Origin of the sequence: Nocardiopsis sp. SBT366 (assembly GCF_001083815.1) — a bacterium.
Lineage (GTDB): Bacteria > Actinomycetota > Actinomycetes > Streptosporangiales > Streptosporangiaceae > Nocardiopsis > Nocardiopsis prasina.
In genome coordinates this window covers 15615-29472 of the sequence record NZ_LAVM01000027.1, presented here as the reverse complement: position 1 = coordinate 29472, position 13858 = coordinate 15615, and the positions used below count along the sequence as shown (strand labels likewise).

At 70.3% G+C, this 13858-nt stretch carries 12 protein-coding genes; 7 read left to right on the top strand and 5 right to left on the bottom strand.

From position 1 onward, the window contains the following. Nucleotides 1-35 precede the first annotated feature (35 nt). Entirely contained in the window at nt 36-890 is an 855-nt protein-coding gene (locus tag ADX84_RS10640) for an AraC family transcriptional regulator (protein WP_199776550.1), read from the bottom strand. 175 nt (nt 891-1065) lie between these two features. Between ADX84_RS10640 and ADX84_RS10635 the strand changes: the two genes are divergently transcribed. The 3 genes from ADX84_RS10635 to ADX84_RS10625 all read left to right on the top strand — a co-directional run bounded on the left by ADX84_RS10635 (nt 1066) and on the right by ADX84_RS10625 (nt 2905). Further along, on the top strand, nt 1066-1503 hold the full coding sequence (locus ADX84_RS10635) for a GNAT family N-acetyltransferase (RefSeq protein ID WP_049571444.1): 438 nt from the start codon (nt 1066-1068) through the stop codon (nt 1501-1503). 157 nt (nt 1504-1660) lie between these two features. Further along, entirely contained in the window at nt 1661-2323 is a 663-nt protein-coding gene (locus tag ADX84_RS10630; protein ID WP_049571441.1) for a PaaI family thioesterase, read from the top strand. Nucleotides 2324-2578: 255 nt separating this feature from the next. Continuing rightward, on the top strand, nt 2579-2905 hold the full coding sequence (locus ADX84_RS10625; RefSeq protein ID WP_049571438.1) for a chorismate mutase: 327 nt from the start codon (nt 2579-2581) through the stop codon (nt 2903-2905). 40 nt (nt 2906-2945) lie between these two features. On the opposite strand, the gene ADX84_RS10620 is transcribed toward ADX84_RS10625, so the two are convergent. Continuing rightward, nucleotides 2946-4208, bottom strand: coding sequence for an endonuclease/exonuclease/phosphatase family protein (locus tag ADX84_RS10620; RefSeq protein ID WP_234003916.1), 1263 nt, complete (start codon nt 4206-4208; stop codon nt 2946-2948). Nucleotides 4209-4348: 140 nt separating this feature from the next. On the opposite strand from ADX84_RS10620, the gene ADX84_RS10615 reads away from it, so the two are divergent. From ADX84_RS10615 to ADX84_RS10605, 3 genes are all read left to right on the top strand, one after another. After that, nucleotides 4349-5212, top strand: a complete 864-nt coding sequence (locus tag ADX84_RS10615; RefSeq protein ID WP_049571434.1) for a hypothetical protein — start codon at nt 4349-4351, stop codon at nt 5210-5212. A 115-nt stretch (nt 5213-5327) separates the two neighbouring features. After that, nucleotides 5328-8891, top strand: a complete 3564-nt coding sequence (dnaE, locus tag ADX84_RS10610) for a DNA polymerase III subunit alpha (protein ID WP_049571431.1) — start codon at nt 5328-5330, stop codon at nt 8889-8891. 161 nt (nt 8892-9052) lie between these two features. Continuing rightward, nucleotides 9053-9880, top strand: coding sequence for a PadR family transcriptional regulator (locus ADX84_RS10605; RefSeq protein WP_049571428.1), 828 nt, complete (start codon nt 9053-9055; stop codon nt 9878-9880). A 64-nt stretch (nt 9881-9944) separates the two neighbouring features. Here ADX84_RS10605 and ADX84_RS10600 read toward each other — a convergent pair whose 3' ends face one another. Continuing rightward, nucleotides 9945-10478 carry a DinB family protein gene (locus tag ADX84_RS10600; protein ID WP_049571425.1) on the bottom strand — a complete coding sequence of 178 codons (534 nt, stop codon included), beginning with the start codon at nt 10476-10478 and terminating at the stop codon, nt 9945-9947. 78 nt (nt 10479-10556) lie between these two features. On the opposite strand from ADX84_RS10600, the gene ADX84_RS10595 reads away from it, so the two are divergent. Continuing rightward, nucleotides 10557-11240, top strand: coding sequence for a hypothetical protein (locus tag ADX84_RS10595; protein WP_234003914.1), 684 nt, complete (start codon nt 10557-10559; stop codon nt 11238-11240). Nucleotides 11241-11268: 28 nt separating this feature from the next. Here ADX84_RS10595 and ADX84_RS10590 read toward each other — a convergent pair whose 3' ends face one another. Together ADX84_RS10590 and ybaK are read right to left on the bottom strand one after the other, a co-directional pair. Further along, nucleotides 11269-13137 carry a long-chain fatty acid--CoA ligase gene (locus ADX84_RS10590; protein ID WP_049571422.1) on the bottom strand — a complete coding sequence of 623 codons (1869 nt, stop codon included), beginning with the start codon at nt 13135-13137 and terminating at the stop codon, nt 11269-11271. Nucleotides 13138-13292: 155 nt separating this feature from the next. After that, nucleotides 13293-13751 carry a Cys-tRNA(Pro) deacylase gene (ybaK, locus tag ADX84_RS10585; RefSeq protein WP_049571419.1) on the bottom strand — a complete coding sequence of 153 codons (459 nt, stop codon included), beginning with the start codon at nt 13749-13751 and terminating at the stop codon, nt 13293-13295. Nucleotides 13752-13858 lie beyond the last annotated feature (107 nt).

Here is a 13858-nt window from a genome sequence, read left to right as displayed (position 1 = left end):
GTACGTTCTTGCGCCCGCCGGGAACGGGCTGCGGGTCATGCGCGCAGGGCGCGCTGGTAGGCCACGGGCGGCACGCCGAGGTGGCGGCGGAAGTGCCGGGTCAGGTGGGACTGGTCGGAGAACCCCACCCGCGCGGCGACCTCGCTCGCCCGCCAACCCTGGAGGAGCAGGCCCCGCGCCCGGTCCACCCGCAGCTGGTTGAGGTAGGCGTGCGGGGGCAGTCCGTAGGCGGCCCGGAACGCCCTGGCCAGTGTGAACGGGCCGAGGCCCACGTGCGCGGCCAGCTCCTCCAGGGTCGGAGGGTCCACCAGCCGCTCCGTCAACAGCTCCCGCGCCAGCGCCACCTCGGGTCGCGCGGTGTGCGCCGCGACCCCGGCCCCGCGCTCGCGCCCGTGGGAGCGCAGCAGCATCGCGATGCCCTGACGGGCCAGCGACGACGCGGTGAGCCGTTCGCCCCGTTCGGCGGCCTGGTGCGCGCGCACCAGCACGCGGGAGACCTCGGGGGCGTCGATGCCGGAGTGGGTGAACCCCGGGGTACCGCGCATCCCCAGTTCACGGCCGATGTCCACCACCACCGCGGGCGCGGGGTAGAACACCCGGTACCTCCACCCCTCGGGGATCCCGGCGTGGCCGGTGTGTACCTCGTCCGGCTCGACCACGGCGAGCCCGCCAGGCCCCACCCGTGAGCTCCCGCCCGAGTGCGAGTACTCCTCGATCCCGGCGGTGATCATGCCGATGGTGTATGTGGAGTGCGTGTGCCTCGTGAAGGCGGTGGTGACGAACCGCGCGGTGAGGAGCTCGGTGTCGGGCAGCCCGGAGAAACGCCAGTACCGCGCGCGCTCCACGCGCGGGTCCTCGACGGTGGGGTGGACGTCACTGGGCAGTTCCATATGTCCAGGTTAGAACGGGTCGCGGGCTTTCGTGGGTGCCAGGGCGCGCGCGGGGCGGCGCCGGGCGGGGGCGCGGCCCCGAACGCTGGCGGGCCCGGAGCCCGAGGCCGCCGGAGGAGGGAAAGTGGCAGGCCCCGCGGGGTGCGGGGTGGCGGCGCGCGGATAGTCTGCGCCCATGAGCAAGCCACAGATTCGCCGGGTCGAGGGTGAGCGAGACCGCGCGGCCGTCTTCGTGATCCGGGGCGCCGTCTTCGTCGCCGAACAGCAGGTTCCCATCGAGGAGGAGTGGGACGAGCGCGACTCCACCGCCGCCTTCCTCCTCGCCCTCGTGGACGGCCACCCCGTGGGCACGGTCCGACTCGTGGACCAGGGCGACGGCGCCGGTCTCCTCGGACGGATGGCCGTCCTGCCCGCCGGACGGGGGAGGGGCACGGGCGCCGCGCTGGTGCGCGCTGCCGAGGAACTGGCCCGGGAGGTCGGTCTCGAACGGGTCGAGCTGCACGCGCAGACGCACGCGCTGGGCTTCTACGAGCGGTTGGGTTACACGGCCCATGGCGAGGAGTTCATGGACGCCGGGATCCCCCACCTGCACATGGAGCACAAGCTCGGCTGACCGGCGCTGACGGGCGCGCTCCCCGTCCGGTGTGACGGGGAGCGCACGCCCTCGGCCCGCCCCATCGGAGTACTACCGAGTAGGATTCGGTTTTGGCGTCGGCGCCCCCGAGCACGATGCGCCGACCGAGCACCAACACCGATCCGACGAGGAACACATGACGGTCAACACGCAGCCGGCCACCGAGAGCCCCGACGACCCGCGAGCCTACGGACTCCCGCTCGTCGACGCCCACTCGATCCCCGCCGAACTGCGCACGTTGGTCTCCCGCGTCCACGACCTCGTCGACGCCGTCGCCAACACCGAGGTCGACTCCGACACCCTGGCCGAGACCGCCGACGTCGTCGAGGGACTCACCGACCGCCTCAACGTCGCCCGCCGCGAGATCGGCACCATGGTCCGCCGTGAACTCGGCGACGGCACCTCCGTGATCGGCACCATCACCAACATCGTCGAGGGCGAGACCAACCCGGCCGCCCCGCGCCTCTTCCTCGACCGCACGGCGGAGGGTCTGCGCGCCGAGGTCACCCTCAACACCGTCTACCAGGGCCCTCCCGGCCTGGTGCACGGCGGCTGGATCGCCGCCATGCTCGACCAGGCCGTCGGCAGCGTCTCCTCCGTCGAGACCAGCCCCGGACTGACCGCGCGCCTGGAGATCGACTACCGCCGCCCCACCCCGCTGTTCACCCCCCTGGAGATCACCTCCTGGGTGGAGCGGGTCGAGGGCCGCAAGGTCTTCGTGGCCGGTCGGATCCGGGCCCACGGTGAGGTCACCGCCGAGGCCAGCGCCCTCATGATCCGGGTCGAGGTCCCCGAGTGAAGCGCGCCGTGCGCCTCCTCGGTGTGTAGTAGCATCACCACCGTGACCCACCGCTATCACGTGTTTAGCCAGCCGACGCACCCGTCGGCCGCTTTCACGTAGGCGGAGACGGGGACGTCGGCAAAAGGAGCACTCGGGCATCGGCCCGGTGCTCTTTCGTCTTTCCGGGCGGCCGACGCCCCAGTCCACACTTCCCTGACGGGTCGTACGGCCGCGCCGCATCCGCGAACGCATCCACACCCGAGAGGGACCTCCGTGCACGACCGTCACAGTGAACCCGCGCCCGTCAGCGAGCAGATCCTGCGCCTGCGTGGCCGGATCGATCAGATGGACGCCGAGCTCGCCGCACTCCTCGAACGCCGCGCCCTCGTCGCCGCCCAGGTCCAGCGGCTCAAGCCGGTCGGCTACTTCGCCGGACGCGACATGGAACGCGAACGCCGCCTCGTCGAACGCATGGCCGAGCACGCGCCCCGCCTGGGCGCGGACCGGCTCGCTCCCATCATGGAGAGCGTCATCAGCGCGGGCCTGGCCGCGGCCCAGGAGGAGGCCGCTGCCGGGCCCGGCGCAGCCGGAGGCTCCTGACGGCCGAACCGGTGGCGGGCCCGGACCGCCACCACCTCCGCTACGGCCGCAGCAGGTCCACCCACACCAGGCGGTGGTCGGAGCTGGGGAACGGGTAGTCGCCCGTCAGACGGAACAGCGGGTCGTCCACGGTCGGCCAGAACACGCCCGAACCCCGGGCGGGCAGCGACCGCGACGGCAGGACGTAGTCCACCCGGAGGTTGCCCGGGCCGGGCACGTCGTTGAAGTCGGCGCTGTCCAGCTCCGGGTCGCCCTCGTGGTCGTCGTTCGCGCCGCCCTGGCGCTGGGCCGCACCGCGTCCGCCCTGGCTGGAGGGGCGCACGTCCACGATGTCGCGGTGCTCCAGCAGCTGTGCCACCGCCTCGGGGTGCCCGTCACCGTCGTTGGGGTCGGCGTTGAGGTCACCCGCGATCACGAACGGGGACCCGGGGGCGAGACCGCCCCGCACGCCCTCGTCGTCGTACACGTACGAACCCCCGCGCGGGGTCACGTAGTCGGCCCAGAACCTGATCTCGTCGTGGTTGCGCGCCACGTTGCGCCTCTCCGGGCCGTCGAAGGCCGGCGGTGTCGGGTGGCTGGCCAGCAGGTGCACCGGACGGCCGCGCCCGGTGTCGATCGGGACGTCCCAGTGGCTCTTGGAGGACAGCCGCAGCACCTCCAGGGCCTCCTCCGAGTAGTACGGCTCACCGGTCTCCGGATCGGTGGGCAGCAGGGCGCCGGGCATGTCAGCCCAACGGAAGTCCTGGAACGTGCGCACCTCGTCCGTGACGATCGGGTACATCGAGTACACGACCATCCCGTACTGGCCGGGGAAGAGGCCGTACCCGAAGGCGTCCTCGGCGTACTCGGGACTGCCCGGCTCGGTCACCGCCTCGCCGTCACCGTTGAGGTCCACACCCGAGGCGACACCCGTGTTGACCGGGGCGGTGTAGACGTACGGGTACTCGATCGGCTCGGCACCGGACTGGCCCACGGACAGGTAGTTGTCCTGGAAGAGCCGGGGACCCGCACCCTCGTCGTCGTGGTCGAACTCGTTGACCAGCAGCACGTCGGGGCGCACGTGCTGGATGATCTCCGCCACGTTGCGCGCCTGCTCGCTGTCGGGTGTCGCCAGCTCCTCGACGAGGGCGCCCCGCTCACCGCGCTCCAAGGCTGTGTTGAAGGTGGCGAAGCGCACCTCGTGTGCCCCGGGCGGGGCGGGGACCGACGGCGACTCGGCCGCGGACGACGGCAGTGCGGTCAGCGCCGAGGCGGCCAGCACCAGAGTGGCGGTGGAGGCGATCCGGCGGGGCGTGGTGGTCACGGAAGAGGGTCCTCTCAGGGGAGCGGGGGCCGACCGCCGGAGGTTAACAGGGCCGCGTGTCCGAACGGTGTACCACCACAGTCGGAACGGCGACCGAATTCCCTTGTCGCCCCCGACCCCGCCTTGTTGACTGGGGTCCCATGGCAGACAAGGAACCCCGACTCCCGTTCCGCTGGGACCTCTCGCGCGCCGAGCAGCTCGGGACCCTGCCCGTTGACACCCGACCCGAGGAGATCCCCGAACTCACCGAGTGCGCGGCCAGGGTCCTGGCCCGCAGCGCCGACGGCGACCTGTACTTCGTGGGCCGTTCCCCGGACAGCCTGCACGACCTGCTCAGCGGGGTCCTCGCCGACACTCCGCACCTGTCCAGGCTGCACCGCCTGCCGCTCTCCCTCCACGGCACGGACAGCCGCGACCCGACCCCCGACGAGCGCGCCCAGCTCCGCGCCGACCTCACCGCCTCGGGCATCACGCCCGCCGGTCTGGCCGCACGCGATCGCCCCCTGGTCCTGGTCGACCTCGTCCACGAGGGAACCACCTTCGGCAACCTCCACCGGGAGCTGCGCGCCTGGATCGACGAGGAACGCGCCGCATGGAACGTGATCCGCCGCAGGCTCCGCTACCTCGGTGTCACGGCCCGCCGCCACAGCAGCCCCAACACCTGGCGCTGGCAGCAACACGCCGAGTGGACGCGTGAACTCCCCGCCAGCTCCGTGGGCAACGTGTCGGTGTTCGGTCCCCTCTGGCGTTATCTCGGCGAGCGCCAGGCCAGGGTCGAACCCCCGTTCCGTCGCGCCCGCTGGTCCGACCCCGGTGTGGCCGTGCCCCGCCACGACGACCGCACCCGGGAGGCCCTCAGCGAGGCGCTGTCCTTGCGTGACCACGGCCTCACCCGCAGGGCTCGCGCCCAGGTCCACCGCGTCCTGACCGCGGAACCCGCCTTCCGGGACCCCTGGCTGCGCACCCTGGCCCACACCCTGCGCTCCTCCGGCGGATCCCGCTGAGTCCCTGAAGAGTGGGGGTGGCCCGCCGTCCACAGGGCGTCCGCGAAAGTCGTGGGGAAGTCGTAGGCTCAGGAGACACCACCCGTCCGTCTACCCGCCTGGGGGCACCCGCGTCATGGCCGACTCCTTCGCTCATCTGCACGTCCACACCGAGTACTCGATGCTCGACGGGGCGGCGAAGCTGAAGCCCCTGTTCAAGGAGGCCGCGCGGCTGGAGATGCCAGCCGTGGCCATGACCGACCACGGCAACATGTTCGGAGCCTACGAGTTCTACCAGCAGTCCAAGGGCTCGGGCGTCAAACCGATCATCGGCATCGAGGCGTACGTCGCCCCCGAGTCGAGGTTCCACAAGAAGCGGGTCTTCTGGGGCCGATCCAACACCTCCGACGACGCCTCGGCGGAGGGCGGCAAGGACATCTCCGGCGGTGGCCGGTACCTGCACATGACCATGTTGGCCCAGAACGAGCAGGGCCTGCGCAACCTCTTCAAGATGTCCTCGCTGGCGTCCATGGAGGGCTACTACATGAAGCCCCGCATGGACCTGGAACTCATGCAGCAGTACAACGAGGGCATCATCGTCTCGACCGGCTGCCCCTCCGGCGGTGTGCAGACACGGCTGCGTCTGGGGCAGGAGAAGGAGGCGATCGAGTACGCGGCCGGGTTGCAGGACATCTTCGGCAAGGAGAACGTCTTCCTGGAGCTGATGGACCACGGCGTGCCGATCGAGAAGGTGGTCCGGGACGGACTGCTCAGGGTCGGCCGTGAGCTGAGCATCCCGCCGTTGGTCACCAACGACTCGCACTACGTCTACGAGTCCCAGTCCTCGGCGCACGACGCCCTGCTGGCGGTCGGCGTGGGCAAGAACCTGGACGACCCCACCCGGTTCCGGTTCAACGGTTCGGGCTACTACCTCAAGACCGCCGACGAGATGCGCGGCCTGCTCAACTTCGACGAGTGGGCCGAGGGCTGCAAGAACACCCTGCTCATCGCGGAGCGGGTCGACCCCAACGCCTACGACAACGTCTTCGCCCACCGCGACCTCATGCCGGTCTTCCCCGTGCCCGAGGGTGAGACGCAGGCCTCCTGGCTGGCCAAGGAGGTCGAGCGCCGCATCCCCGTGCGCTACCCGGACGGGGCCACGGACGAGGCACGCACCCGCATCGAGTACGAACTCGGCATCATCAACAAGATGGGCTTCCCCGCCTACTTCCTCGTGGTCGCCGACATCTGCAACCACGCCCGCGAGAACGGCATCGCGCTGGGCCCGGGCCGTGGCTCCGCGGCGGGCTCGATGATCGCCTACATGCTGGGCATCACCGACCTGGACCCTCTGGTGCACGGTCTGCTGTTCGAGCGGTTCCTCAACCCCGAGCGCGTGTCCATGCCCGATGTCGACCTGGACTTCGACGAGCGTCGGCGCGCCGAGATGATCGAGTACGCCACCCGCCTGTACGGCGATGAGCGGGTGGCGCAGATCCTCACCTTCGGCACCATCAAGGCCAAGGCCGCGATCAAGGACTCCACTCGGATCCTGGGCATGCCCTACTCCACGGGCGACCAGATCACCAAGGCGTTTCCCGCGCCGGTGGGTGGCAACGAGATCCCGCTCGAAGCGGTGTACAACACCGAGCACGAGCGCTACGGCGAGACCACCGAGCTGCGGAACCTGATCGACAACGATCCGCAGGTCAACAAGGTCATGGAGACCGCGCGCGGCATCGAGGGCCTGACCCGGGGCACCGGTGTGCACGCGGCGGGCGTCATCCTGTCCAAGGAACCGCTGCTCGACGTGATCCCGCTGCACAAGCGCGACGCGGACGGTGCCATCATCACGGGCTTTCCCTACCCTCAGTGCGAGGACATGGGGCTGCTCAAGATGGACTTCCTGGGCCTGCGCAACCTCACGATCATGGACGACGCGGTCAAGAGCATCAGGGAGGCCGAGGGCGTCGAGGTCGACCTCGGCAAACTCCCGCTGGACGACCCGAAGACCTACAAGCTCCTGGCCCGCGGTGACACGCTCGGTGTGTTCCAGCTGGACGGCGGCGCGATGCGTAACCTGCTCAAGCGGATGGAGCCGAAGAGCTTCGGTGACATCACCGCCGTGATCTCGCTGTACCGGCCCGGCCCGATGGCGGCCAACGCGCACAACGACTACGCCGACCGCTCGAACGGCCGTCAGGACGTCACGGCGATCCACCCCGAGCTCAAGGACGCCCTGGACCCGATCCTCGGGGAGACGTACCACCTGATCGTCTACCAGGAGCAGATCATGGCGATCGCCCAGCAGCTCGCCGGATACAGCCTGGGCGGTGCGGACCTGATGCGTCGCGCCATGGGCAAGAAGAAGAAGGAGGCCCTGGAGAAGGAGTTCGAGAAGTTCTCCTCGGGCATGATCGAGAAGGGCTTCTCCCAGGAGTCCATGCAGGCGATCTGGGACGTCATGCTCCCGTTCGCGGGCTACGCGTTCAACAAGTCGCACGCGGCCGGATACGCCCTCGTCGCGTACTGGACCGCCTACCTCAAGGCCAACCACCCGGCCGCGTACATGGCCGCGCTGTTGACCTCGGTCAGTGACGACAAGGACAAGATGGCGGTGTACCTGGCCGAGTGCCGGGCGCAGCACATCAAGGTGCTGCCGCCGGACGTCAACGAGTCGGGTCTGCGCTTCACCCCGGTCGGCAAGGACATCCGCTTCGGCATGGGCGCGGTGCGCAACGTGGGCGCGAACGTGGTGAACTCGATCGTCAGGACCCGCACGGAGAAGGGCAAGTACTCGTCCTTCACGGACTTCCTGTCCAAGATCGAGCTGGCGGCGTGCAACAAGCGCGTGATCGAGTCGCTGGTCAAGGCGGGCGGGTTCGACTCGCTCGGCCAGCCGCGGCGTGAGCTGTACCGTCACCACGAGGTGGCGGTGGACGGCATGATCAGCTCCAAGAAGCAGGAGGCCCACGGGCAGTTCGACCTGTTCGGTGGCGGGGACGACGACGGGGACTCCACGCCGATCGGGCTGAACATCCAGTGGGGCGAGGAGGAGTGGGACCGCAAGACCAAGCTGGCCTTCGAACGGGAGATGCTGGGTCTGTACGTTTCCAGTCACCCGCTTGCGGGGGCCGAGCGGGTGCTGGCGCGTTCCCGGGACACCTCCATCGCGCAGATCGTCGCCGGTGAGATGGCGCGTGAGCGGGGTGAGGTACGGATCTCGGGGCTGATCTCCAAGGTGGACAAGCGCACCAACAAGGCGGGCAACCAGTGGGCCATCGCCACGGTGGAGGACCTGGACGCCAGCATGGAGGTGCTGTTCTTCCCCAAGACGTACCCGCTGTACGTGGAGGCGCTGCTGGAGGACACCGCGGTCACGGTCAAGGGGCGGCTCAACGACCGGGACGGCACCTGGTCGATGTTCGCCTCGGAGATGTCCATCCTCGACATCTCCCACGTCACCGAGGGTGAGCCGCCGGTCCTGCTGACCGTCGCCGAGGACCGGTTGGACGCTGAGCTGATCGACGACCTCCGCCAGGTGCTGAGCACGCACAAGGGGGACACCCCCGTGCGGATCCGGGTGGACAACCCGGTGCGCTCCCGGATCTACGCGGTGGACCGCTACTCGGTGCGGATCTCCCCGGAGTTCAACGGTGAGATGAAGAGCCTGCTGGGGGCGTACGCGGTCGACTACTGACACTGACCCGCCTTCGAGATCCCCGTGTGCGACTCCGCACACGGGGATCTTTGTTTTCTTTCGCTCTTGCCGCGATCCAGTTAACGATATATCTTTGAGCTATCGGATCACGGAATGACAGTCGTGAACGATCAAGATCACTCGAAACAGAGGAGAACGACATGACCGCGATGGCACTTCCCGGCCCCTGGCCCTGGGGCGGACAGCACTCCGAGCGTCCCCGACTTCCCTGGGCCTGGCGCCCCACGGACACCCCCCGCGCACACCACGACCCGCGAGACGCGCACGACGAACACCGCGGGCCGCGACGGGACGGGTTCGGGCACCCGCCGCCCGAGCCGCCCAGGCCGCCGCACCCGCCGTGGGGCGCGGGCCCCGTCCCTGGCGGTCCCTTCGGCGGACCGGGGGGACCCGCTGGGTCCGGCGGCCCCTTCGGGCCGGGCTTCCCCTTCGGGGGCGGTCACGGACACCGCCGAGGCGGCACCCGGGCACGGCGCGGGGACGTCCGCACCGGAATCCTCATGCTCCTGGCAGAGGAGACGCGCAGCGGCTACGAGATCATCCGCGAGGGCCGCGAACGCAGCGGCGGGGCCTGGCGCCCCAGCCCCGGCTCGGTCTACCCGATGCTCCAGCAGCTGGAGGACGAGGGCCTGGTCGCTCAGGTCGAGGGGGAGGGGCGCCGCCGTCCCTACCAGCTCACCGACGAGGGCATCGCCTACCTGGAGGAGAACGGCGCCGACCTCACCCCGCCCTGGGAGGCGGGGGCCGACGCCTACGCCGACGCCAGGTCCCGCTACGAGGAGATCAGCACCCTGGCGTACCAGCTCTCGGCCGCCGCGTCCCAGGTCGCCCAGGCCGGGACCCCGGAACAGCTGGAACGGGCCAAGCGTCTGCTGGCCGACACCAAGCGGGGGCTCTACCTGATCCTCGCCGACGATGACGGCGGTGGCGTCACCGAGGGCGCCGACACCACGGACGACGAGGACTGATCCGCACGACACTCGGGCCCGGGACGGTGCACCACACCGTCCCGGGCCCGAGTCGTCGCGGTGCCTACTCGCCGGTGGCGCCGTCGGCCAGCTCCCGGAGGATGTCCAGATGCCCGTTGTGCCGGGCGGTCTCCTCGATCATGTGCAGGACCACCCAGCGCAGGGTCACCCGTTCACGGTCCCTGAGCACCCGCCGGGCTGAGTTGCCGAGCTCCAGGTGGGAGGTGATCTCCCGGGAGCGCTCGCACTGGGCGGCGTACTCGGCGAGGAGTTCGCCCAGGGGCCGCTCGGCCCCGACCCTGAACTCGCCGTCCGGATCCTCGGTCGAGTACGGGGCCACGTCGGGCTGGTTGAGCATCACGACCTCGAACCAGAAGGCCTCCACCCAGCGCAGGTGCGAGACGATCCCGCCGATGGTGGTCATGGGCGACCCCGGAACCGGGGCGGACGAGGAGAGGTCGGCGGCAAGGCCCGCGCACTTGCGGTGCACGGTCGCCCGGTGCCAGTCCAGCGAGGCCAGGAGCATCGTGCGTTCGTCGGCGGCTGTGGGAGCATCGACACGCTCGGGGAGGTTCTGGAGACTGCTCTTGTCGCTCATGGCGGTATTCTCCTTCGGGCCATGTCCGGTATCCACAGGTTTTCGGCGGGGCCGGGTGGCGACGATGAGGAGCGGGTGATGGCGGAACAGAGCGGTGGGGGTCCGGTGCGCGGCCTGGTCGTGGGCGTGGCACTCCTCGGGGCAGTGGCCCTGCTGGGCGCGCTCCTCGCGCCGTTGTGGTGGTGGCTCGCCCCGCGGCCCGAGGTGGTGGTCCTGCCGGACGGAGGTGTCTTCACGGGCGCGTCCGAGGTGGTCTTCGCGGGCGAGGGCTACTTTGTCGTCATCACCGCGCTGGCCGGGCTCCTCACCGGCTACGCGACCTACATGGTCCAGTTCTCGCTGGCACGGCGCAGGTTCCAGGACCTGCGACTGGTCGGGCTGATCTCCGGTTCGCTCGGCGCTGCCGTGGCCTCCCTTCTGGTCTGGCGGATCGGGGTCGCCCTGGACGCACCGGCTCGGGAGACCATGCTGGCCACCGACCCCGGCGGGACCGTCGTCGCCGCCCTCCAGCTCCAGGCCGTCGCCTTCCTGATCGTGTGGCCCTTCGTGCACGTCCTCCAGTACGGGCTGCTGGACGCCTTCAGCCTGATGCGCGGCGACCAGCCCGGCGTTCCCGAGCAGGTCCGGGTCGCACCCCTGCCGGAGGGCACCGTCCCCCAGTCCGGCGATCCCCGGTCCGACGACCCCCAGTCCGGCGATCCCCGGACCGGTGACCCTCTGACCGACCCCCGTCCGGGCGGACCGGGGCCCGTCAGCGGCTGACGGGGCCCATCGGGGGGCGGGGCGGCGCTCACAGCTTCTGGACGGAGCCCTCGTACATGCCGTCGAGCAGGTCCCGGTAACGCTCCTCGACCGCCCTGCGGCGCATCTTCAGGCTCGGCGTGATCTCGCCCTGTTCCACCGTGAGTTCGTTCGGCAGGATGGCGAAGTCCTTGACGGACTCGTGCCGGGGCAGGCCGCGGTTGAGTTCGTCGACGGCCTCCTGGACCATCGCCCGGACCCGGGGCTCCCGGGTGAGGCCGAGGTAGTTCAGCGCGCCCAGGCCGTTGGCCTCCGCCCAGACCTCGATCGCCTCCGCGTCCAGGGTCACGAGCGCCACACAGTAGGGCCGACGGTCGCCGTGCACCACCAGGTTGCCCACATAGGGGCACAGGGACTTGAACCGGCTCTCGATGCTCTGCGGAGCCACGTACTTGCCGCCCGCGGTCTTGATCAGTTCCTTCTTGCGGTCGGTGATCCTCAGGCGGCCGTTCTCCAGGGCGCCGATGTCCCCGGTGGCGAACCAGCCCTCCTCGTCGAGGACCTCCTCGGTGGCGCCGGACAGGTTGTGGTAGCCGCGCATCACGCTGCCGCCGCGCAGCAGGACCTCGCCGTCCTCGGCGATCCGCACCTCGGTCCCGGGCAGCGGCAGCCCGACCGAGCCGAACCGCACGTCGCCGGGCCGGTTGAGGAAGGCGCCCGCCGAGGTCTCGGTCAGGCCGTAGCCCTCCAGAATGGTGATCCCGGCGCCGTAGAAGAACCGCCCGATCTCGGGGGCCAGGGGAGCGCTGCCGGAGACGAAGAACTTCAGCCGGTCGCCGAACCGGGCGCGCAGCTTGTCGAAGACCAGGCGGTCGGCCACCTTGTACTGGGCGGCGAGCAGCACCCCGGGCTCCCGACCCTCCTCCCTCGACCGGGCCACCTGGTCGCCCACGCCCACCGCCCACTTGAAGATCCGGTACCTGGCAGCCCCGCCCTCCTTGGCCTGCATGACGACCCGGTTGAACACCTTCTCGAAGATGCGCGGGGCCGCGGCCATGAAGGTGGGCCGGACCACGGCGAGGTTGTCGACGATCCGGTCCACGCGGCCGTCGACGGCGGTCGTGAAGCCCAGGCGCAGCTGGGCAACCTGCATGACCTTGCCGAAGCTGTGGGCGAGGGGCAGCCACAGGTACTGGACGTCGTCGGCGTCGAGCATCTCCCAGCCCTGGGCGCGCATCTCGTCGCCCATGACCCGCAGGGCCTCGGCCTCGTAGAGCCAGTTGGCGTGGTCCAGGCGCACCCCTTTGGGGCGGCCGGTGGTGCCGGAGGTGTAGATCAGCGTGGCCAGGTGGTCGGCGCGCACCGAGGAGACCAGTTCGTCGAAGAGCTCGGGACGCTCGTCGTGCAGCCGGGCACCGACGGCCTCCAGCTCGGACAGGCCCATGACCCAGGCGTCGTCGCCTCCGGCCGCTCCCTCGAACGCGATGACCCGGGACAGCCCGGGCATGGCCCCGCGCTGTTCCACCAGCTTGGCGACCTGCTCGTCGTTCTCGGCGAAGGCCACCATGCTGCCGGAGTCGGACACGATGTACGCGCAGTCGGGCGGCCCGGAGGTGGGATAGATGGTGGTGGAGGCGCCGCCGGCGCACAGGATCGCGAGGTCGGCCAGGACCCACTCCACGCGGGTGCTCGACGCGATCGCGCAGCGGGCCTGGGAGGTCACGCCCAGGGAGTGCAGGCCCAGCGCCAGAGCGCGGACGCGGTCACGGGTCTGGTTCCAGGTCAGGGACTCCCACTTCTCGCTGCCGCCGGTGGGGGAGGGGACCGGATAGGTGAACGCTTCCCGGTCCCCGGACTCGGCGACGCGGGAAGCGAACATGTCGGGAACGGACCGATAGGGGGATGAAGTGTTGCCCATGTCACAAAGCTACCCCCGGGTAAGGGGGCGGGCAACACTCCGTGGGCGAATGTGTGCGGGTCCACGAACCCCTGTGACCCAGCGGGTTCGGGGCCAAAGACGGGACCGTCGGACCCACGTCGACGCGCCCGCTCCCCACCCCGGTGGGAGGGCGCTCAGTCGGTCCCGATGGGTGCGACGGCGGCCTCGGTCAGCGCGATGAGGTCCTTGGGGGTCAGCTCCATCTGGAGACCCCGCCGCCCCGCGGAGACGTACACCGAGCGCAGCCCGGTCACCGAGGAGTCGATCACCGTCCGCAGCCGCTTGCGCTGCCCCAGCGGGCTGATGCCGCCGCGCACGTACCCGGTGATCTTCTCGGCCCTGGCCGGGTCGGCCATGGTCGCCCGCTTGCCCCCGACCGCCGTCGCCAGCGCCTTCAGGTCCAGCGAGGTGCTCACCGGCACCACCCCGACGGTGAACTCGCCGTCCACCTCGGCCACCAGCGTCTTGAACACGTGCTCGTGGGGCACTCCGATCGCGTCCGCGGCGTCCGGGCCGTAGGAGTGACCGCCGTCGCCCCCGTCCACCTCATAGGGGTGCAGCGTGTAGGTGGTCTTGGTCCTGCTGGCGGCCACGGTCGCGGGCGTGGCTTTTCCACTCATGGGTTACCTGGGCCTTCCACTTCGTACTACCGACCTCAGGGCAGGCTACTCCTCCGTACAGGGGACGGTGCGCCAGGTGA

What these genes read in the sequence shown, in the direction of transcription:
- ADX84_RS10640 (WP_199776550.1), bottom strand. Translation starts at nt 890, where the DNA reads ATGGAACTGCCCAGTGACGTCCACCCCACCGTCGAGGACCCGCGCGTG.
- ADX84_RS10635 (WP_049571444.1), top strand. Translation starts at nt 1,066, where the DNA reads ATGAGCAAGCCACAGATTCGCCGGGTCGAGGGTGAGCGAGACCGCGCG.
- ADX84_RS10630 (WP_049571441.1), top strand. Translation starts at nt 1,661, where the DNA reads ATGACGGTCAACACGCAGCCGGCCACCGAGAGCCCCGACGACCCGCGA.
- ADX84_RS10615 (WP_049571434.1), top strand. Translation starts at nt 4,349, where the DNA reads ATGGCAGACAAGGAACCCCGACTCCCGTTCCGCTGGGACCTCTCGCGC.
- dnaE (WP_049571431.1), top strand. Translation starts at nt 5,328, where the DNA reads ATGGCCGACTCCTTCGCTCATCTGCACGTCCACACCGAGTACTCGATG.
- ADX84_RS10605 (WP_049571428.1), top strand. Translation starts at nt 9,053, where the DNA reads ATGACCGCGATGGCACTTCCCGGCCCCTGGCCCTGGGGCGGACAGCAC.
- ADX84_RS10600 (WP_049571425.1), bottom strand. Translation starts at nt 10,478, where the DNA reads ATGAGCGACAAGAGCAGTCTCCAGAACCTCCCCGAGCGTGTCGATGCT.
- ADX84_RS10595 (WP_234003914.1), top strand. Translation starts at nt 10,557, where the DNA reads ATGGCGGAACAGAGCGGTGGGGGTCCGGTGCGCGGCCTGGTCGTGGGC.
- ADX84_RS10590 (WP_049571422.1), bottom strand. Translation starts at nt 13,137, where the DNA reads ATGGGCAACACTTCATCCCCCTATCGGTCCGTTCCCGACATGTTCGCT.